Genomic DNA, 18,970 nt, shown 5'->3' on the forward strand with positions numbered 1-18,970 from the left:
GGCGCGGCGCACCCCCTCTTATCGCGTTCCACCACGGTCTCGTGGACGTAACGGCACCGCGCGACTATAACGCGGTGGCGCGACCAAGCCAACGTGCCAGCAGGGGTGCCAGGTCCTCCAATGGCTGATAGCCGTTAGTGAGCAGGGCAAACTGCCGGTCACGTTCAGCCAACACGGTTGGAAAGCCTGAAATACCAAGGTCATGTGACCAAGTGAAGTCTGCCTGGGTCGCCGCCAAGGTGGCGTGGGCATCGAAGGCCTCGGCAAAACGGGCGCGGGGCAGGCCTATGCCTTGGGCAAGGTCCACCAGGACCGAGGTGCGGGTAACATCCTCGCCCTGGTTATAAAAAGCACTGGCAATGGCCTGGGCCATGGGTAACGCCCGCATCGGGTCCACCTGACGCGCCGCTACCACGGCCCGACAGGCGGGCTCCGTGTTGTACACAAACCCTGGGGGCATTGCGCCTTCGAACGTAAAAGGTTGCCCCGTGGTGGCCTGCACGCTGTGCCAGTGCTCAAGGATGCGCGCTCGGGTACCGTCGTCCAAGGCCGTATGCCCAGTGCGCAAGCCGCCCACCACTAGGTGGGTCTGGACACCGGCCGCAAGCGCCTGGGCGAACAAGCCGTTGGCAACCGGAGCGAAACCCCAACACCAGGAGCAGAGCGGGTCCATCACGTACACCAGGCGGCTGGCCATGGTTCAAGCCTCGGTGGTTTTACGGTAGTTGTAGCCAATGGGGTGCGGCTGATTGCGTGCCTTGGCCAACTCGATCTGCTTTTGCCGATCGATGGCGCTACGGCGGGTTTTCTCGCTCAGGTTATCCCAGCAATGGGGGCAACTGATACCTGGAGCATAGTGCGGCGACTGGCGCTCTTCCACGCTGATCGGCATACGGCAGGCATGGCACTGGTCGTAGTCGCCCTCGGTGAGGTCATGACGAACAGTCACTCGGTTGTCGAACACAAAGCAGTCGCCCTGCCATTTGCTTTCTGCCGGAGCGACCTCTTCGAGGTATTTCAAGATGCCACCCTTGAGGTGGTATACCTCCTCGAAGCCCTCGCCGAGCATGAAACTGGAGGCTTTTTCGCAACGAATGCCACCGGTGCAGAACATCGCCACCTTCTTATGGCGCGCCGGGTCGAAATTAGCCTTGATGTAATCGGGAAACTCTCGGAAAGAGGTGGTTTTAGGGTCTACCGCGCCCTCGAAAGTACCGATGGCCACTTCGTAATCGTTACGGGTATCGATCAAAAATACGTCCGGGTCGCTGATCAGCGCGTTCCAGTCCCTGGGCTCGATATAGGTGCCCACTGTTTTGTTTGGGTCCACCCCTGGCACGCCCAGGGTGACGATCTCTTTCTTGAGTTTGACCTTGGTACGGTAAAAGGGCTGCTCGTCGCAGTAGGACTCTTTATGGTCAACATCCACCAGCCGTGGATCGTTGCGCAGCCAGGCAAGCAGCGCATCGATACCCTCGCGGGAGGCCGATACCGTGCCGTTGATGCCTTCATTGGCCAGCAGCAAGGTGCCTTTCACGCCATTGGCCATCATCACATCCAGCAGCGGTTCACGCAGCGCGGTGTAATCTTCGAGGGTAACGAACTTGTACAGCGCGGCCACAACGATAGGTTGGCTCATCTTTGCTTTCTCCAGGTGGTCGCCCTCGCAAAGGGCGGACCGGGTCATTGACACACGCCGGGGGTAGCCCCGCGCGGCGCGCATTCTAGCAAAGCGATACAGCGTTGTGTCGGCCAAAAGAGCCGTTGAGGATACAGCCGGCGAGCGCCTTACAGCCCCGCCGACATGGGCAGTGCTAGTGCCCCCCGGCACACACCGGTGACGTCGGCGCGCCTGGGGTGGCGGCCCATTCATCAGGGGTGTAGGTGTGCAAGGCCAAGGCATGGAATTCACCCATCAACTCACCCAGGGTGCCGTACACCAACTGGTGGCGCTTGACACTGTTGAGCCCGGCGAAGCGCTGGCTGACCACCACCGCCTTGTAGTGGGTTTGCTGGCCGCGGCTGTGCATGTGGCTTTCGTCCACCACACTCAAGTGTTGCGGCTGTAACAAACCAAGGGCCTGTTCGATGCGGGTTTGCAGGGTCATGGCGTTATTTCTTCTTGGCAGGCTCGGCAGGCTTGGCCGGGGCGACTTCCGCAGTCATGTCCGCCAGTAGCTTGTTCACCACCGGGGCGGCTTCTTGCAGGTGGGTTTGGGTAAGCTCGGCAGACTGCTCGGTGACTTGGGGCATTTTTTGAACGATCTTCTGGCCCAGCGGAGACTGGTAGAATTTGACCAGGTCTTTGAGTTCTTGCTCGGTGAAGTTGCTGGTGTAGAGCTTGACCATTTCAGGCTTGAGCTTGTCCCAGCCGATGGCTTTGTCCAGGGCGGCATTGGCCTTGGCCTGGTAGCTTTCCAGCGTGGCTTTCTTCGAATCGGGTGCGTTGGACTGGGCAAAGCGCTGGGCAAACATCTGCTGGACCTGCATGTACACAGGGGTACCCAGCTTGTCTGCGTGAGCCATCATCAGGAAGGCTTCCGCGCTGGCGTTGTGGCTGGCGGTATCGGCCATGACCGGCCCGGCGCAGACCAACATGGCCGCTGTGCAGAGGGCGCGAACTCGATTCATCGGTTTTCCTTACTGTGGCAATTGGGAACGGCAAAAGGGCCAGGCCCTGAACGGCCCATTCTGCGCCCAACCCAACCGGCCACTCAACCCTCACCGACGAGCCGCCCTGCCAGCCGCTCGCCGATCAGCCGTGCGAAACACGGAACCCACCGCTCAGGAACGCGCCTAAACTGGTTGTTGAACCTGCATAAGCGAGATTGCAATGACCCGCATCGAAACTGACAGCATCGGCCAGATCGACGTCCCGGAAGACGCCTATTGGGGTGCGCAAACCCAGCGCTCGCTGATTAACTTCGCCATTGGCGAGCAGCGCATGCCACTGGCCGTGGTGCATGCCCTGGCCCTGATCAAAAAGGCCGCGGCGCGGGTCAATAATCGCAGCGGTGACCTGCCGCCTGACGTGGCCCGGCTGATCGAACAGGCCGCCGACGAAATTCTGGCTGGCGAGCACAACGAACAATTCCCCCTGGTGGTGTGGCAAACCGGCAGTGGCACCCAGAGCAACATGAACGTGAACGAGGTGATCGCCGGGCGTGCCAACGAACTGGCCGGCCAAGGCCGTGGCGGTAAGGCGCCAGTGCACCCCAATGACCACGTGAACCGCTCGCAGAGTTCTAACGATTGCTTCCCCACAGCCATGCACGTGGCCACGGCCAAAGCGGTACAGGCCGACCTGCTGCCTGCCATTGGTGAATTGTCCGCGGGCCTGGCGGAGCTTTCGGCCCGGCATATGAGCTTGGTGAAAACCGGCCGCACCCACATGATGGATGCCACGCCCATCACCTTCGGCCAGGAGATGTCTGCCTTCGTAGCTCAGCTGGACTACGCCCAGCGAGCCATTCGCAGCGCCTTGCCAGGGGTATACGAACTGGCCCAGGGCGGTACCGCGGTGGGCACGGGCTTGAATGCCCCACAGGGGTTCGCTGAAGCCATCGCTGCCGAACTGGCTGCTCTTTCTGGGCTGCCCTTCGTGACCGCGCCGAATAAGTTTGCCGCGCTGGCCGGCCATGAGCCTTTGGTTACATTGGCTGGGGCCTTGAAAACCCTGGCCGTGGCCTTGATGAAACTGGCCAATGACCTGCGCTTGCTCAGTTCCGGCCCTCGTGGCGGCCTGGCCGAAGTGCGTTTGCCCGCCAACGAGCCTGGCAGCTCGATCATGCCGGGCAAGGTGAACCCCACACAGTGCGAGGCGCTATCGATGCTGGCTTGCCAGGTGTTGGGCAATGATGTGGCCATCGGCATGGCCGCCAGCCAGGGCCACCTGCAGCTGAACGTATTCAAGCCGGTGATTATCCATAATCTATTGCAGTCCATTCGTCTGCTGGCCGATGGCTGCCGTAACTTCCAGGCCCATTGCATTGCCGGGCTTGAAGCAGACGCTGATAAGATGGCCGAGCATCTGGAGCGTGGCTTGATGTTGGTGACGGCCTTAAACCCCCATATCGGTTACGACAAGGCTGCACAAATCGCTAAAAAAGCCTACGGGGAAAACCTCACCTTGCGCCAAGCGGCGCTGGACCTGGGTTACCTTACCGACGAGCAGTTCGATCAGTGGGTACGCCCAGAGAACATGCTCTCGGCGGGCAGTAACGGTTAAGGCAACACCCCCGCCCGCCATGGAGGCGGGCGGTAATTACTTCGGCAGTCAGTTCGTTCGGAGGCAACATGTTAGGCAAACGCGCGGAAGAAGCCGCACCCGCTACACGGTTTCGTAGCGACCGCTTCACGCTCATCAATGGTCACTTCTTCTTTACTACCCGGGAAAACACCCTCGAAGGCCCCTTCACGACCCGGGAAGCCGCCGTTCGTGAAAGCCAGGCCTATATCGAGCGCGCCGCCCGTGAGCAGATGCATCGCTAGCACCTACCCCGTCGAAGCAGGCAGTCGCTGATCAGTTCCCCCAGGCCGCGCCCTGTCCCACAGGGCAGTGTTTCGAACTGTAGAAGCGGCCATAGCCCGCGAACAGGCTACAGCGAACAGCTCAACTATCCTGCCTAAAGGCCTTTTCCAAGGCCTCGTTGATAGTCCGCAGCACCTTCACCCTCGCCCAACGCTTGTCATTAGCCTCAATCAAGGTCCATGGGGCGATTTCGGTGCTGGTACGGTCCACCATGTCGCCCACGGCCTGACGGTACTGGGGCCATTTATCCCGGTTACGCCAGTCGTCTTCGGTGATCTTGTAGCGTTTGAAGGGGGTATCTTCCCGCTCCTTGAAGCGCTCAAGCTGGGTTTGCGCGTCGATGGCCAGCCAGAACTTCACCACTACCACGCCCGCTTCGCTCAGTTGCTCTTCGAAGTCATTGATCTCACTGTAGGCCCTGAGCCAGTCCGCCGGCTCGCAAAAACCCTCTACGCGCTCCACCAATACCCGGCCATACCAGGAACGGTCGAAGATAGTGAACTGGCGCTTGGCCGGAATGTGCCGCCAGAACCGCCACAGATAAGGCTGCGCTCGCTCCTCTTCGGTAGGCGCCGCCACCGGCACGATATGGTACTGGCGAGGGTCCAGGGCAGCGGCGACGCGGCGAATGGCGCCGCCCTTGCCTGCGGCGTCATTACCCTCGAATACAGCCACCAGGGCGTGGCGGCGCATATGTTTATGGCGCAGCAAGGTGGCCAGGCGTGCCTGCTCTTCGATCAACTGCCGTTGGTACTGGTCTTTTTCCAGTGCCAGGCTTAGGTCCAGGGCGTCCAGCACCGAGCGCTCGTCCAGGCTTTTGCCCAAAGGCGGCACTGCCTGTTGAACAGGCCGCTGGGCCATTTTCAGGCGGGCTTGCAGCCCTTCGAGCAGGATGTTGCCCACCGCCAGGCTGCGGTAGTTGCTGTCCGCGCCTTCTATCACATGCCAAGGGGCGTATTCACGGCTGGTTCGGCGCAATACCCGCTCGCCGTAGTGCACGAAGCGGTCGTAGGTTTTCGATTGCTGCCAGTCCAAGGGGCTGATCCGCCAGCTGTGCAGCGGGTCGTCCTTAAGGGTTTTGAGGCGGTGTTTCATCTGCTTCTTGGACAGGTGAAACCAGAACTTCAAGATCAGCGCGCCTTCGTCGCAGAGCATCTGCTCCAGGCGCTCGGCCTGGTTGATGGCTTGGTCGAGCACGGCGTCCTTGAATTTGCCATGCACCCGGCCCTGCAGCATCTGGCTGTACCAGTTGCCAAAGAAGATCCCCATACGCCCCTTAGCCGGCAGTTGGCGCCAATAGCGCCAGGCCGGGGGCCGGTCCAGTTCTTCGTCGGTTTGTTCGTCGAAGGTGCGCACTTCGATCAACCGCGGGTCCATCCACTCATTAAGCAGTTTCACCGTTTCGCCCTTACCGGCCCCCTCGATGCCGTTGATCAGCACGATAACCGGGAAACTACCTCGCTCCTTGAGTTCGTATTGGGCGTCCAACAGCGCCTCACGCAGGGCCGGTACCGCGGCCTTGTAGGTGTCATCGTCGATGGCATGGCCGATTTCGGCGGATTCGAACATAAGCGTGCTCCCTCTGGCTGCTTATCTGGACACCAGGGTATGGCAAAATACTCGCCCGCCTTACTGCGAAGCTGTCAACGCCCCATGCCCAACCCCACCACCTGCGCCCAGCTCGACTGGGACGAGAACGGCCAGCCGCTATCCCTGGCCTTTGGCGACGTGTACTACTCCAGCCAGGCCGCTCTGGAAGAGACCCGTTATGTGTTCCTGGAACAGAATCGTCTGGAACAGCGGTTCGCCGAACTGGCCGTTGATAGCACCTTGGTAATCGGCGAAACCGGCTTTGGCACGGGGCTGAACTTCCTCTGCGCCTGGCGCCTGTTCGATGCTACCGCCAGGCCAGGAGCGCGCTTGCACTTCATCAGTACCGAGAAATTCCCCCTTACCCAGGCAGACCTCACTCGGGCCCTGGCGCCGTGGCCAGGCCTGGCACCCTGGGCAGAAGCATTGCAAACCAGCTACCAGGCTATACATGAGGGCGCTCAGCACTTGGTGTTCGCTCAAGGGCGAGTGACCCTCAGCGTGTTGATCGGGGATGCGCGGGCCCAACTGAGCCAGGTGCGGGGCAGCGTGGATGCGTGGTTCCTGGACGGTTTCGCTCCGGCCAAGAACCCGGACATGTGGACACCAGAACTGTTCGCCGAGGTTGCGCGGCTGTCCGCTTCTGGGGCGACCCTGGGTACTTTCAGTTCAGCAGGGGCCGTGCGGCGGGGATTAAGGGCGGTGGGGTTCAAGATGAAACGCTTGCCTGGGCAGGGCAAGAAGTGGGAAATCATGCGGGGTGAGTTTATCGGCACCGCGGAGCCTGCCGTGGTACCTAAGCCTGAAAGCCAACCCTGGTTCGCTTACCCACCCAAAGTACCTGGCCCACGGGAAGCGCTGGTCATCGGTGCCGGCCTGGCCGGCTGTGCCACGGCCGCCAGCCTGGCGGCCAGAGGCTGGCAGGTCACCCTGCTAGAGCGCCACGGGCAGTTGGCCGGTGAAGCCTCGGGCAACCCGCAAGGGGTGTTGTACCTGAAACTGTCGGCCCATGGCACGGCGCTGTCGCGGCTGATCCTTAGCGGCTTTGGTTATACCCGGCGTTTGCTCGAGCGCCTGGAGCGCGGCCGCGACTGGGACGATTGTGGGGTGTTGCAACTGGGCATCACCGAGGCCGACAGCAAGCGCCAGCAAGCCTTGGCTGAAGCGTTCGCGCCTAGCCTGCTGCGCGCGGTGAGCGCCGAACACGCCAGCACCCTCGCCGGCGCACCCTTGCCCAACGGCGGGCTGTGGTTCCCTGAAGGGGGGTGGGTGCATCCGCCGGCCTTATGCGCGCTGTTGGCCGAACACCCCGCTATTCGGGTCCATACGCACCAAGAGGTATTGCGCCTGGAACGCGAAGGTAACCTGTGGCAAGCCTGGGGCGGCGACCGATTGGTAGCCAGCGCGCCGGTGGTGGTGCTGGCCTGCGCCGCCCAAGTGGGGGCCTTCGAACACACCGCCCACTTGCCGCTCAAACCCATACGCGGGCAGATCACCCGCTTGCCCGCTACCCTAGCCAGCAGTGCCTTGGCGACAGTCGTGTGCGCTGAGGGGTATGTGGCACCCGCGCGCCAAGGTGAGCATACCTTGGGGGCTAGCTTTGACTTCCAACGCCTGGACAACGCGCCTAGCCTGGCTGAACACCAGCACAACCTGGCCTTACTGGAGAGCCTCTCGCCAACGCTCAGCCAGTGGTTGGCCCCTGCCAGCGTCGAGGGCCTTCAGGGGCGCGTTGGCCTGCGTTGCACTAGCCCCGACTACCTGCCCATCGTAGGCCCGGTAGCTGCCGAGGCGCCCTTTGTGGCGGCCTATCAAGGCTTGCAGCGTAACGCTCGGGCGCCCATAAGCGCGCCCTGCCCCTGGTTGCCAGGCCTGTGGGTCAACAGCGGCCATGGCTCACGGGGCCTGATCACCGCGCCCCTATGCGGCGAACTGATCGCCGCCTGGCTGGAGCATGAACCCTTGCCCGTGTCACAAAGCGTTGCCCTCGCCTGCCACCCCAATCGCTTCGCGGTGAGGCAGCTAAGCAAAGGGGGTGGCAACCACCGATCGGCGGGCAGTCAAGCCTGAGCCGAAGCGGCCGATATCCTGTAGGATAAGAGGCACTTTGATATCACGGATTGATTCGCCCTTGTACCTTGTGGAAAACATTACATGACCCAGCCTGCCCCCACGCCCATCAACGAAGCGGCCCGCCTGCATCGCGTGGCGGGCCTGTGCCTGCTTGAGGGCACCCTGGACCCGGTGTTCGAAGACATTGTCGAACTGGTGCGCAACTATTTCAACGCCCCGATCGCGCTGATCTCGATTCTCGAAGAGCAACGCCAGTGGTTCAAGGCCAGCCGCGGCCTTAGCGTCAGGGGCACCCCCCGTGATGTGTCCTTTTGTGGCTACGCGATTTTGTCCGACGCGTTATTTGTGGTCGAAGACACCGCGCTGGATGACCGTTTCAAAGACAACCCTCTGGTAACCGGTGCGCCCCATATCCGCTTTTACGCCGGCATGCCCTTGGTCACCGACGATGGCCTGGGGCTGGGCAGCCTGTGCGTGATAGATACCCAGCCTCGGCCGGGTTTGACTGCCCGTGAAGCCCAAGGCCTGAAACGGTTTGCGTCATTGGTGATGCAGCGAATCGCTAGCGTGCGCGATTACACCTTCCGTGATCAGCAGACTGGCATGCTCAACCGCACCCGGCTGGAAGAAGATATCTTCGAACATCGAGACGACCGCGCCCACTCACTGGTGTCCATCGACATGGTCTCGCCGCAGATGTTGAACGACATCGTCAAGGCATTGGGCTATCAGTTTTCCCAAGACTTGATGCTGGCCATGCACGACGAACTCAAGGCCGTGCTGCCTGCTCAAACGGCCATTTACCGGATCAGCCAGACCCGCTTTGGGTTTTTCTTCCAAGGTGGGCGCGGCCCGGAAAGCGACCGATTGTTTTGCACCATCACCCAGCGCTTCAAGCAGCCATTGATATGCGCCGGTATCCCGATTCAAACGCAGATCGGCATCGGGGCCATCGAGCTTATCCAAAGCCAGGCCAGCCTCCCGGACTGGCTGCGCATGGTGGTCAGCGCGTCGGATGACGCACGCACCAAGGGCAAGGGATGGGGTTGGTACGACCCGGGCCTTGGGCGGGCGCAACAACGGGCGTTCATGTTGCTTAGCGCCCTGGCCGAAGCCTTGCAAAGCCCGTCGCAGTTGCGCATGGCCTACCAGCCGCGTTTCGATGCGCAGACCGGCGCGGTGCTTTCCGTAGAGGCTTTGCTGCGTTGGGAGCACCCCTTCCTGGGCACGGTCCACCCAGGCGAATTCGTTCCCCTGGCCGAGCGCACCTCTATGATCCGCCCTTTGAGCCTGTGGGTGATCCGCCGGGCCGTGGCCCAGGCGACCTTCTGGCACCGGGCTGGGCAGGGTTTGAAGGTCTCGGTGAATGTGTCCGCCGAAGACCTGGACGGCGCGCAGTTCACTGACAACCTGTTAGCCTTGTTAGCCGAGCACGGCCTACCGCCTCACTTGCTGGAGCTGGAGTTCACTGAAAGCGCCCTGTGCCAGAGCCCGGAGCTGGTGCGCGAGCAATTGGAGCGCCTGCGTCAGGTAGGGATCGACGTGGCTATCGATGATTTCGGCACCGGCTACAGCAACTGGACCTACCTGCGCCAACTGCCCGCCACGGCGGTGAAGCTCGACCGTTCGCTGATCTGTAACGTCAGCACCGACGAGCGCGACCGCCGCCTGGTGGAGACCCTGATCGGCCTGGGGTTGCGCCTGGGCTATCGCATCGTTGCCGAAGGCATCGAGGACGCCGCCACACTGGAGGTGCTGCGCCAAGCCGGCTGCCACGAAGTACAAGGCTATTACCTGGCCCGGCCCATGGAACTCGAAGCCCTGGAAGCCTGGCGTAAGGCCAGCAAAGCGTTGTAGAGACCGGCTTGGCCCTCACCTTGCGGACTGGGCCCTACACCCCGTAGCAGCAGGGCTTGCCCGCGATCGGGTCAACACGGTAACGCGGCCAGTCGCGAGCAAGCCAGCTATGTTGGATTGCCCGCCTCAAGGGAACGATCACGCCCTGCCTCTCTCCAAAACCCATGCCCCTGCTCCCATGCCCGCCCGGCGGCGGTGCCGAGCAGGGCCCCGCGCTACTGGCCATGCACCCTTGCGGCCTGGTTTTACGCTGGCCAGCCGACCTCGCGTCTTGCCTCTGGCAGCCCCTGTGAGGCCAGTAGCGCCAAATGCTGATAAAGGTTTTAGCTACATGTGTGGAATCGCAGGAGAGCTCCGCTTCGATAACCAGCCCGCCGACCTGGGCGCGGTCGAACGAATCACTCACCACCTGGCCCCTCGAGGACCCGACGCCTGGGGCTTTCACAGCCAGGGCCCGGTGGCGCTGGGGCACCGCCGGCTGAAGATCATGGACCTGTCAGACTGCTCCGCGCAGCCGATGGTCGATGGTCAACTGGGCTTGGCCCTTGCATTCAACGGCGCCATCTATAATTACCCGGAGCTGCGAAAAGAACTCGAAGCCCTGGGGTATAGCTTCTATTCCGACGGCGACACAGAGGTGCTGCTCAAGGGCTATCACGCTTGGAAGGAAGCGCTGCTGCCCAAGCTTAATGGCATGTTCGCCTTCGCGGTCTGGGAGCGCGACACCCAACGCCTGTTCCTTGCCCGTGACCGCCTGGGGGTCAAGCCGCTGTACCTGAACCGCACCGGCAACCGTTTGCGCTTTTCCTCTACCCTGCCCGCGCTGCTCAAGGGCGGCGACATCGACCCGATGTTGGACCCGGTTGGTTTGAACCATTACCTGAACTTCCATGCCGTGGTGCCCGCCCCGCGTACCGTGCTGGCCAATGTGCAAAAGTTGCCAGCGGCTACCTGGATGCGTATCGAGGCCGACGGCCGAACCGAGGAAAAAACCTGGTGGACCCTGCCTTACGGGCCAACCGCTGAAGAGAGCACCCTCGACCTGGCGGGCTGGACCGACCGCGTACTGGACGCAACCCGCGAAGCCGTGGCCATTCGCCAACGGGCAGCGGTGGACGTAGGCGTGCTGCTATCGGGTGGCGTGGATTCGAGCATGCTGGTAGGCCTGCTGCGCGAGGCCGGGGTAGACAACCTGCTGACGTTCTCCATCGGTTTCGATGACGCTGGCGGCGAGCGCGGCAACGAGTTCGAGTACTCAGACCTGATCGCCCGGCACTACGGCACCCGCCACCATCAACTGCGCATTGGTGAACACGAGATCATCGAGCAGTTGCCGGCAGCCTTTCGGGCCATGAGCGAGCCCATGGTCAGTCATGACTGCATCGCGTTCTACCTGCTGTCCCGTGAAGTGGCCAAGCACTGCAAAGTGGTGCAAAGCGGCCAGGGCGCCGATGAGCTGTTCGCCGGTTATCACTGGTACCCTAAGGTCGACGGCGCCAGCGACCCTTTCGCCGCGTACCGCGAAGCCTTCTTCGACCGCGGCTATGCTGACTACGCCGATACGGTTCAGCCCAAATGGCGCCTGGACCGAGACGCCGCCGGGGACTTTGTGCGCGAACACTTTGCCATGCCCGGCGCCGATGCCGCAGTGGACAAAGCCCTGCGCCTGGACAGCACCGTGATGCTGGTGGACGACCCGGTCAAGCGGGTGGACAACATGACCATGGCCTGGGGGCTCGAAGCGCGCACGCCTTTCCTGGACTACCGCTTGGTGGAACTGTCGGCGCGCATTCCTGGCCGCTTTAAATTGCCGGACGGTGGCAAGCAGGTGCTCAAAGAAGCCGCGCGCCGGGTAATCCCGAGCGAAGTGATCGATCGCAAAAAAGGCTATTTCCCGGTACCTGGCCTCAAGCACCTGGAAGGCGCCACCCTGGGCTGGGTACGGGACCTGCTGCTGGACCCGAGTCAGGATCGCGGCCTGTTCAACCCTGCCCGCATCGATGCCTTGCTCACCGACCCCCATGGCCAGCTCACGCCCTTGCGCGGCTCAAAGCTGTGGCAACTGGCAGCGCTGAACCTTTGGCTCAGCGAACAGGGGATTTGACCGATGAAAGCCCATCCGCATGCCATGAATCAGCGGCTGCAACGTGGTCAGCCCCCGTCTTACGAGCGCCTGCAAGCCCTGTGCGCCGAAGACGGCCTGCCACTGGCCAATACGCCCCGGCCCTTGCAATGTGGCTGGGGCCGCTTGTTGATGGGCCATACCTGGCCGTCACCGCAGGCCTTGGCAACCGAGTTGCTGAACGAGCATGCCGGGGATCGGGACATCGCCCTTTATGTGGCCGCCCCTCAGCAAGTGCTGGCCCAGGCGCCTCAGCAGTTGTTCCTGGACCCTTCCGATACGTTGCGGCTGTGGTTCAGCGACTACCGCCCGGCCCAGCGGGTGTTTCGTGGGTTCCGGATTCGCCGGGCCTACACTGCCCAGGACTGGGAGGCGATCAACCAGCTGTACCGCAAACGCCGCATGTTGCCTGTGGACCCGGCCAAACTCACACCTCGCCACCAGGGCGGGCCGGTGTACTGGCTGGCTGAAGACGAGGCCGATGGGTCGATCATCGGCAGCGTAATGGGCCTTAACCACCGAACGGCCTTCCAGGACCCAGAGCACGGCAGCAGCCTGTGGTGCCTGGCGGTGGACCCTCGCTGCACCCGCCCAGGGGTAGGGGAAGTGCTGGTGCGGCATTTGGTTGAGCACTTTATGAGCCGGGGCTTGGCCTTTCTGGACCTCTCGGTGATGCATGACAACCGCCTGGCCAAGAACCTCTACGGCAAGCTGGGCTTTCGTACCCTTTCCACCTTTGCGGTAAAGTGTAAGAACTCGATCAACCATAAGCTGTTCCTGGGCCCCGCCCCCACCGACGACCTGAACCCCTATGCCCGGATCATCGTCGATGAAGCCTACCGTCGCGGCATCGACGTGCAGGTTGTGGACGCTGAACAAGGGCTGTTTACCCTAAGCCACAGTGGCCGGCGGATTCGCTGCCGGGAATCACTGTGCGACCTCACCAGTTCCATCAGCGTGATGCTTTGCCAAGACAAAAGCCTGACCCACAAAACCCTGGCCGCCGCGGGTGTGTCGCTGCCCGCGCAACAACTGGCGGCCAGTGCCGATGACAACCAGGACTTCCTCGAACAGCATGGCCGAGTGGTGGTCAAGCCGTTGGACGGCGAGCAGGGCCTGGGTGTAGCAGTAGACCTGCGCACGTTGGAAGAGGTACAGGCGGCCATCGAAAACGCTCGCCAGTATGACAGCCAGGTGCTGCTGGAAAGCTTCCATGAAGGCGCCGACCTGCGCATCGTGGTGATTGGCTTTGAGGTAGTGGCCGCGGCCATTCGCCGCCCGGCCCACGTGGTTGGAGATGGTCAGCATAGCGTGCATGACCTGATCGAAGCCCAGAGCCGTCGTCGCCAGGCCGCTACCAATGGCGAAAGCCGTATTCCACTGGACCGGGAGACCGAGCGCACGGTGCAGGTCGCAGGCTTGGAGTACAGCAGTGTCTTGCCCAAAGGGCAGATTCTGGTTGTGCGCAAAACCGCCAATCTGCACACCGGTGGCCATTTGGAAGATGTGACCGACATCCTGCACCCCGTTCTGCGCGACGCGGCCATCGAGGCCGCCCGTGCCTTGGATATTCCCGTGGTGGGCCTGGACCTGCTGGTACCTGCCGCCGATCAGCCGGACTACGTATTTATCGAGGCCAACGAACGGGTGGGCCTGGCCAACCATGAACCCCGGCCAACCGCGGAACGCTTCATCGATTTACTGTTCCCACACATACAGCCTGTGCGCTGAGCACCCCGCGACTCTCGAGGAGAACCTTGATGTCTACCATCCCCGAGCCGGATATGAATTATCTGCGCAAGGTGTTGCTGGAAATGCTCGCCATTCCCAGCCCGACTGGCTTTACCGACACCATCGTGCGCTATGTTGCCGAATGCCTGGACAACCTGGGCATTCCCTATGAACTTACCCGCCGTGGCACGCTGCGCGCTACCCTCAAGGGCAAGCGCAGCTCACCGGACCGTGCGGTGTCGTCGCACCTGGACACCATTGGCGCCATCGTGCGCACCCTTCAGGACAACGGCCGCCTGGGCCTGGCACCGGTGGGCTGCTGGTCCAGCCGGTTCGCTGAAGGCAGCCGGGTCAGCGTGTTCACCGACACTGGCATCATTCGAGGCAGTGTATTGCCGCTGATGGCCTCCGGGCATGCGTTCAACACCGCCGTGGACCAGATGCCCATCACCTGGGACCATGTGGAGCTACGCTTGGACGCCTATTCGGCGACACGCGCCGATGCCGAGGCCCTGGGGGTGAATGTAGGGGATTTCGTTGCCTTCGACCCCCTGCCGGAATTCACTGACAGCGGCCATATCAGCGCGCGTCACCTTGATGATAAGGCCGGTGTCGCGGCGGTACTGGCTGCCCTTAAAGCCATCGTGGACAGCAAAAGCGAGCTGGTCATCGACTGCCACCCGATCTTCACCATCACCGAGGAGACCGGCTCCGGCGCCGCTGGCGCGCTGCCTTGGGATGTGAGTGAATTCGTGGGGGTGGATATCGCGCCGGTGGCGCCTGGGCAACATTCCAGTGAGCATGCGGTAAGCGTGGCCATGCAGGACTCCAGCGGGCCCTATGATTATCACCTGTCTCGCCACCTGCTAAAGCTGGGCGGCGAAAACGGCCTGCCGGTACGCCGTGACTTGTTCCGTTATTACTACAGTGATGCCCATTCAGCGGTGACTGCGGGCAATGACGTGCGCGCGGCCTTGCTTGCCTTCGGTTGTGATGCAACCCATGGGTATGAACGCACCCATATTGATAGCCTGGCCGCGCTGAGCCGCTTGTTGACGGCCTATATGCTCAGCCCGCCGGTGTTCGCCAGCGATGCTGACCCGGCTCAAGCGTCCTTGAGCAAATTCAGCAAGCAGATCGAACACGACACCCATATGGAAAGCGACACCCGGGTGCCGAGCGTGGATGAGGTGATCGGCAGGTGATGCCGGTCCGTCGATAACTCACGGGGCCGAGCGGCCAGTTAACCCCCACCACGCGTGCGGTAAGCTGGGCGCTCCTCCCCCTTAGGTAGAACGGCTTTGTTGATTCCCTACGACCAACTCGAACCTGAAACCCTGAACCGGCTGATCGAAGATTTCGTCACCCGGGATGGCACCGACAACGGCGACGAAACCCCGCTGCAGACCCGCGTATTGCGCGTACGCCAGGCCTTGGCCAAGGGTCAGGCGTTTATTCTCTTCGACCTCGAAAGCCAGCAATGCCAGTTGTTGGCCCGCCATGACATACCCAAGGCGTTGCTGGAAGACTGAGCCGCTTCAGCGCCCTGAAACAGCAAGGGTGTTCTCTTGCTCCAGCTTGAGCCGTTTATAGATCTCCGAGCGATGAACCTCCACTCTCCGTGGCGCGGCAATGCCCAGCCTCACTTGGTTGCCACTGATGGAGAGGATCTTGATACGGATGTCATCGCCGATAATGATTTCCTCACCGACTGCCCGGGTCAGTACAAGCATGGTTAGCGTCCTTTCTTGGTTGGAGCCCCGAGCCTGCCTTGTAACCTACAGGGGTTCAATGCAGCGAAGACCGATTGCTCCGCTGGAAGGGAAATCTGGACACTTTCCTACAAGAAAGTCATACCTCTTCAAACAGTTCTGTTCGCTACACATAAACAACGCCACGCCCTCCTATAGGCGTGAGCGACAGCTCGCGAACAAGGTTTTATGTAGACCACCTAGGCCCGAACAGCACCAACGTAGCGCCCAACACGCAGATCCCCACGCCCAGCCAGTCGGTCCATAACGGCCGGGCCCGCTCTACCCAGGCGAGCCAACCCAGAGAAGCAGCAATGTAAATGCCCCCATAGGCCGCATACGCGCGCCCGGCATAAGCCGCCTCCACCCGCGTAAGCACACAGGCAAAACACACCAGGCTCACGAGCCCCGCAGCCGCCCAGGTCGGGCTTTTATCCAGCCGCAGCCATAGATAAAAGCCGTAACAGCCAGCGATCTCCAACACCGCCGCCAAGGCGAACCAAAGGTAGTTAAACATTGCCTGCTCCTAAGCCGTGGGCCCATTAGCATACGTGAGGAACCGCCCCGGTTTGACCTAGCCATAAGCGGTGCGGGAGTCGGGGCCATTCAATTCAAGGTATTTCAAACTTTTTGCGCGCTAGAAGTGTCATAAGTTGCAAGCGGACGGTAGTACCCAACCGCCTCACTCCGCGGCGTTGCCGCAAAGGGATCAAACACTAAGGAATCCGCCATGGGCACCCTACTCATCATCATTCTGATTCTGCTGCTGATCGGTGGTCTACCCGTTTTCCCACACTCGCGCAGCTGGGGCTATGGGCCGTCAGGCATCATCGGTACCGTGCTGGTCATCCTGCTGATTCTCGTATTACTCGGGAAAATCTAGCAGCGCTGCTTCCCAAGCGAGCATACACAACCCCGAGCGGTGGACTATCCACCCTCGGGGTTGTGTCGCTTCAGGCACCTGCCTTTAGAAGGTTGTGCGCAAGCCCACTTGCAGGCTGCGCCCCTCTGCTGGGGCAATATCCCGCAGGATGGAGCTGGCGTAGCGCACGGTCTGGTTGGTAAGGTTCTCAGCGTTCACAAAAGCCAGCCACTGGCTATCACCGACCTCAAAGCCATAACCCAGGCTAGCACCCAAGGTGGTATAGCTATCGGTATCGGTTTCGTTGTCCGGCACGCGCCGCTGGGCGCTGGCATGCTCTACATCCAAGCGGGCCTGCCAGGCATCCTTGTTCCACAACAGGCCTGTGTTCACCCGCAGGGGTGCGATGCGCGGCAACGGCTCGCCGGTGTCCAGGTTCTTGGCCCAGGTGTAGTCCGCCGACAGCTCCAAGGCGAAGCTGCCATAGGCGGTATCCCCTAGCTTCCAGTGATCTTGGGCCTCGATACCAGCGAAACGCGCGCGTACGCCTGAATAGGTGTATTCAGGAATGCCATCGGCGTCCACGTCCCCTTCATCGCTGAGAGAGCGGCCACTGCCCAGCAAACCGATGTAATTGGAAAAGTGGCTGTAGAACACGCCAATGCTGCCCTTGTGCACCTGATTGTCGAAACGCAGGGCCAGGTCGCTACTCACGGCTTTTTCTTTGGACAACCCCGAATCACCTACTTCATAAGTGCCCGTGGCCACGTGGGCACCGTTGGCATACAGCTCATAGAAGGTGGGTGCGCGCTCGGTGTAGCCCAGGGTTGCGGCCAAGGCCCAAGTGGGCGTAAGGGTATAGACCGCGCCGGTGGACACGCTGCCCGCAGTGAAACTGCTGGTGCTGCTGGCGTTGGCAAACCGCTCGTTGCCGCCTGCGTCAGGGTTGACCGTGGTGTGTTCCAGCCGCCCGCCCAAGGTGGCTTTCAGGCGTTCCGTGGCTTGCCACTCTTCAAGAACGAATACCGCCCCAGCGTCCGTATCGGTTTGGGGCACAAAGGCTTCTTCGCCCAAGGCTGAGAATTCACTGCGGGTCACCTGCGCTCCCACCACACCGGTTACCGGCCCGATAGGCTGATGACGGGCCTCCACGCGTGCTTCATAGCCTTTGTTCTTGAAGGTGGTACCCACTTCACCGTCTTCTATTTCCTTGTGCTGGTAATCGGTGTAGGCCGCGTCTAGCTTCACCGAGGTAAACGGGCCGGCCAGGTTGCGCAGTTCCGAGGCGAAGGCGTAGTGATCCTGCTGCATGCGCAGGCGCACACCTTGCTCGGCGGGGGAGCCGTAGTTGGCGTCGTAACCGGAGTAGGACACCCCGGCATAGCCGTTATCCCAGGTGTAGGAACCGCCTACCGCGCCGCCGTCCTGGCGCCCATCGCTATTGCCCAGCCGGTGCTTGTGGTCGTCCCCGGGTTCAAGCGCACGCTGCTCGCCCGTGCGGGCATAACCAGGAATACGCAGGTCATTGAACTGCCGGCTATTGGCATCCAGGTGCAGGGCGAACACCCCATTGCCTGCTTCGAGCTTACCCGCGCTGCTTCGGGTGGTATCGGCGCCGCCGTAACGCAGCTCGCCCGCACCATGAATGCCCTCGATGGCTTCGGTAGGAATGCGGTTATCGAAGGTATTGACCACCCCGCCGATGGCGTTGCCTCCATACAAGAGCGCGGCTGGGCCACGCACGATTTCAATCCGGTCAACGTTCACCGGGTCCAGCGGTACGGCGTGATCGTAGGACAGCGATGAGGCGTCCAGCGCCCCTACCCCATTGCGTAGCAGGCGAATCCGATCGCCATCGAGCCCGCGGATGATCGGTCGGCTGGCACCCGGGCCAAAGTACGAAGAGGATACACCGGGCTCGTGGGCCAGGGTTTCACCCAGGCTACCCTTCTGCCGCAGGGTCAGCGTATCGCCCTCTACTACCGTGCTGGGGGCGGCAACGGCTTCGCTGCCCAGAGGGTTAGCGGTCACCACCACCGGTTGCAGGTTCACGACCTCTGCCGCATAGGCCGGGTGAGCGATAAAAAGCGCGATCGCTATGGGCGACAACGGCCACAGCGCATTCCTTGATTGAATAAACATGCCAGTTTCCATGGAAGCGAGCGCCAGGGCCTGTCGACCGACCCCTGCGCCTGCGGTATACACAACGCTAGGCCAAGCATTAGAAATGTTATGGTATAACATCTTGTAACACCTAAACCAGCGTTTGCTTCCATAAAAAAAAGGCCCCGCGGGTGCGCAATGCTGTTCACTTAAGGATTGTTGACTAATCCTTGGGTAGCAGGAAAATCCGGAATCTGATTATAGATTCCGGATTTTTTTATGTCTGTCGCTCAGGATTTAGGCGCTGTTCTGGACTTTGCTGAGCAGCCGCTCTCACGCCTCGACGTATT

17 protein-coding genes are annotated in these 18,970 nt (G+C 61.5%); 9 read left to right on the forward strand and 8 right to left on the reverse strand.

From position 1 onward, the window contains the following. Positions 1 to 64 precede the first annotated feature (64 nt). From ACWKV4_RS11940 to ACWKV4_RS11955, 4 genes are all read right to left on the reverse strand, one after another. Complete coding sequence (locus ACWKV4_RS11940; protein WP_483832285.1) at positions 65 to 697, reverse strand: DsbA family protein; 633 nt, start codon at positions 695 to 697, stop codon at positions 65 to 67. A gap of 3 nt (positions 698 to 700) precedes the next feature. Beyond that, positions 701 to 1,639: an oxygen-dependent tRNA uridine(34) hydroxylase TrhO gene (gene trhO, locus ACWKV4_RS11945; RefSeq protein ID WP_483832286.1), complete on the reverse strand. Its 939-nt coding sequence runs from the start codon at positions 1,637 to 1,639 to the stop codon at positions 701 to 703. A 175-nt stretch (positions 1,640 to 1,814) separates the two neighbouring features. Next, positions 1,815 to 2,108 (reverse strand): BolA family protein, encoded by a 294-nt coding sequence (locus ACWKV4_RS11950; RefSeq protein WP_483832287.1) that lies wholly within the window; start codon positions 2,106 to 2,108, stop codon positions 1,815 to 1,817. A 4-nt stretch (positions 2,109 to 2,112) separates the two neighbouring features. Next, positions 2,113 to 2,631 carry a DUF2059 domain-containing protein gene (locus ACWKV4_RS11955; RefSeq protein WP_483832288.1) on the reverse strand — a complete coding sequence of 173 codons (519 nt, stop codon included), beginning with the start codon at positions 2,629 to 2,631 and terminating at the stop codon, positions 2,113 to 2,115. Between the two features lie 202 nt (positions 2,632 to 2,833). On the opposite strand from ACWKV4_RS11955, the gene ACWKV4_RS11960 reads away from it, so the two are divergent. After that, entirely contained in the window at positions 2,834 to 4,228 is a 1,395-nt protein-coding gene (locus tag ACWKV4_RS11960; protein WP_483832289.1) for a class II fumarate hydratase, read from the forward strand. A gap of 68 nt (positions 4,229 to 4,296) precedes the next feature. Further along, positions 4,297 to 4,491 carry a DUF6316 family protein gene (locus ACWKV4_RS11965; RefSeq protein ID WP_483832290.1) on the forward strand — a complete coding sequence of 65 codons (195 nt, stop codon included), beginning with the start codon at positions 4,297 to 4,299 and terminating at the stop codon, positions 4,489 to 4,491. A 121-nt stretch (positions 4,492 to 4,612) separates the two neighbouring features. Here the strand turns inward: ACWKV4_RS11965 and pap are convergent, their stop codons facing one another. After that, the gene (pap, locus tag ACWKV4_RS11970) at positions 4,613 to 6,100 is read right to left on the reverse strand and encodes a polyphosphate:AMP phosphotransferase (RefSeq protein WP_483832291.1); all 1,488 of its coding nucleotides are present in this window, start codon (positions 6,098 to 6,100) and stop codon (positions 4,613 to 4,615) included. An 84-nt stretch (positions 6,101 to 6,184) separates the two neighbouring features. Here pap and mnmC point away from each other — a divergent pair, with 84 nt between their 5' ends. The 6 genes from mnmC to ACWKV4_RS12000 all read left to right on the forward strand — a co-directional run bounded on the left by mnmC (position 6,185) and on the right by ACWKV4_RS12000 (position 15,436). Then, positions 6,185 to 8,191 (forward strand): bifunctional tRNA (5-methylaminomethyl-2-thiouridine)(34)-methyltransferase MnmC2/FAD-dependent 5-carboxymethylaminomethyl-2-thiouridine(34) oxidoreductase MnmC1, encoded by a 2,007-nt coding sequence (mnmC, locus tag ACWKV4_RS11975; RefSeq protein ID WP_483832292.1) that lies wholly within the window; start codon positions 6,185 to 6,187, stop codon positions 8,189 to 8,191. 84 nt (positions 8,192 to 8,275) lie between these two features. Further along, entirely contained in the window at positions 8,276 to 10,051 is a 1,776-nt protein-coding gene (locus ACWKV4_RS11980; RefSeq protein ID WP_483832293.1) for an EAL domain-containing protein, read from the forward strand. A 331-nt stretch (positions 10,052 to 10,382) separates the two neighbouring features. Then, positions 10,383 to 12,155: an N-acetylglutaminylglutamine amidotransferase gene (locus ACWKV4_RS11985; RefSeq protein WP_483832294.1), complete on the forward strand. Its 1,773-nt coding sequence runs from the start codon at positions 10,383 to 10,385 to the stop codon at positions 12,153 to 12,155. 3 nt (positions 12,156 to 12,158) lie between these two features. After that, a complete protein-coding gene (ngg, locus tag ACWKV4_RS11990; RefSeq protein ID WP_483832295.1) occupies positions 12,159 to 13,904 on the forward strand; it encodes an N-acetylglutaminylglutamine synthetase in 1,746 nt (581 codons plus the stop codon). Positions 13,905 to 13,933: 29 nt separating this feature from the next. Then, entirely contained in the window at positions 13,934 to 15,109 is a 1,176-nt protein-coding gene (locus ACWKV4_RS11995; protein ID WP_483832296.1) for an osmoprotectant NAGGN system M42 family peptidase, read from the forward strand. A gap of 96 nt (positions 15,110 to 15,205) precedes the next feature. Next, positions 15,206 to 15,436: a YheU family protein gene (locus ACWKV4_RS12000; protein WP_483832297.1), complete on the forward strand. Its 231-nt coding sequence runs from the start codon at positions 15,206 to 15,208 to the stop codon at positions 15,434 to 15,436. 6 nt (positions 15,437 to 15,442) lie between these two features. Here the strand turns inward: ACWKV4_RS12000 and csrA are convergent, their stop codons facing one another. Both csrA and ACWKV4_RS12010 read right to left on the reverse strand, forming a co-directional pair. Continuing rightward, positions 15,443 to 15,637, reverse strand: a complete 195-nt coding sequence (gene csrA, locus ACWKV4_RS12005) for a carbon storage regulator CsrA (RefSeq protein WP_483832298.1) — start codon at positions 15,635 to 15,637, stop codon at positions 15,443 to 15,445. 205 nt (positions 15,638 to 15,842) lie between these two features. After that, the gene (locus ACWKV4_RS12010; RefSeq protein WP_483832299.1) at positions 15,843 to 16,172 is read right to left on the reverse strand and encodes a YnfA family protein; all 330 of its coding nucleotides are present in this window, start codon (positions 16,170 to 16,172) and stop codon (positions 15,843 to 15,845) included. A gap of 213 nt (positions 16,173 to 16,385) precedes the next feature. On the opposite strand from ACWKV4_RS12010, the gene ACWKV4_RS12015 reads away from it, so the two are divergent. After that, positions 16,386 to 16,538: a DUF3309 family protein gene (locus tag ACWKV4_RS12015; protein WP_483832300.1), complete on the forward strand. Its 153-nt coding sequence runs from the start codon at positions 16,386 to 16,388 to the stop codon at positions 16,536 to 16,538. Positions 16,539 to 16,622: 84 nt separating this feature from the next. Here ACWKV4_RS12015 and ACWKV4_RS12020 read toward each other — a convergent pair whose 3' ends face one another. Continuing rightward, positions 16,623 to 18,659 carry a TonB-dependent receptor gene (locus ACWKV4_RS12020; protein WP_483832301.1) on the reverse strand — a complete coding sequence of 679 codons (2,037 nt, stop codon included), beginning with the start codon at positions 18,657 to 18,659 and terminating at the stop codon, positions 16,623 to 16,625. Positions 18,660 to 18,970: the final 311 nt, after the last annotated feature.

This window comes from Pseudomonas artemisiae (genome assembly GCF_057128685.1).

Coding starts and splice junctions, on each gene's coding strand:
- ACWKV4_RS12010 (WP_483832299.1), bottom strand. CDS start 16,172: ATGTTTAACTACCTTTGGTTCGCCTTGGCGGCGGTGTTGGAGATCGCT.
- ACWKV4_RS11955 (WP_483832288.1), bottom strand. CDS start 2,631: ATGAATCGAGTTCGCGCCCTCTGCACAGCGGCCATGTTGGTCTGCGCC.
- ACWKV4_RS11965 (WP_483832290.1), top strand. CDS start 4,297: ATGTTAGGCAAACGCGCGGAAGAAGCCGCACCCGCTACACGGTTTCGT.
- ACWKV4_RS11985 (WP_483832294.1), top strand. CDS start 10,383: ATGTGTGGAATCGCAGGAGAGCTCCGCTTCGATAACCAGCCCGCCGAC.
- mnmC (WP_483832292.1), top strand. CDS start 6,185: ATGCCCAACCCCACCACCTGCGCCCAGCTCGACTGGGACGAGAACGGC.
- trhO (WP_483832286.1), bottom strand. CDS start 1,639: ATGAGCCAACCTATCGTTGTGGCCGCGCTGTACAAGTTCGTTACCCTC.
- csrA (WP_483832298.1), bottom strand. CDS start 15,637: ATGCTTGTACTGACCCGGGCAGTCGGTGAGGAAATCATTATCGGCGAT.
- ACWKV4_RS11940 (WP_483832285.1), bottom strand. CDS start 697: ATGGCCAGCCGCCTGGTGTACGTGATGGACCCGCTCTGCTCCTGGTGT.
- pap (WP_483832291.1), bottom strand. CDS start 6,100: ATGTTCGAATCCGCCGAAATCGGCCATGCCATCGACGATGACACCTAC.
- ACWKV4_RS11995 (WP_483832296.1), top strand. CDS start 13,934: ATGTCTACCATCCCCGAGCCGGATATGAATTATCTGCGCAAGGTGTTG.
- ACWKV4_RS11980 (WP_483832293.1), top strand. CDS start 8,276: ATGACCCAGCCTGCCCCCACGCCCATCAACGAAGCGGCCCGCCTGCAT.
- ACWKV4_RS11950 (WP_483832287.1), bottom strand. CDS start 2,108: ATGACCCTGCAAACCCGCATCGAACAGGCCCTTGGTTTGTTACAGCCG.
- ngg (WP_483832295.1), top strand. CDS start 12,159: ATGAAAGCCCATCCGCATGCCATGAATCAGCGGCTGCAACGTGGTCAG.
- ACWKV4_RS12015 (WP_483832300.1), top strand. CDS start 16,386: ATGGGCACCCTACTCATCATCATTCTGATTCTGCTGCTGATCGGTGGT.
- ACWKV4_RS12020 (WP_483832301.1), bottom strand. CDS start 18,659: ATGTTTATTCAATCAAGGAATGCGCTGTGGCCGTTGTCGCCCATAGCG.
- ACWKV4_RS11960 (WP_483832289.1), top strand. CDS start 2,834: ATGACCCGCATCGAAACTGACAGCATCGGCCAGATCGACGTCCCGGAA.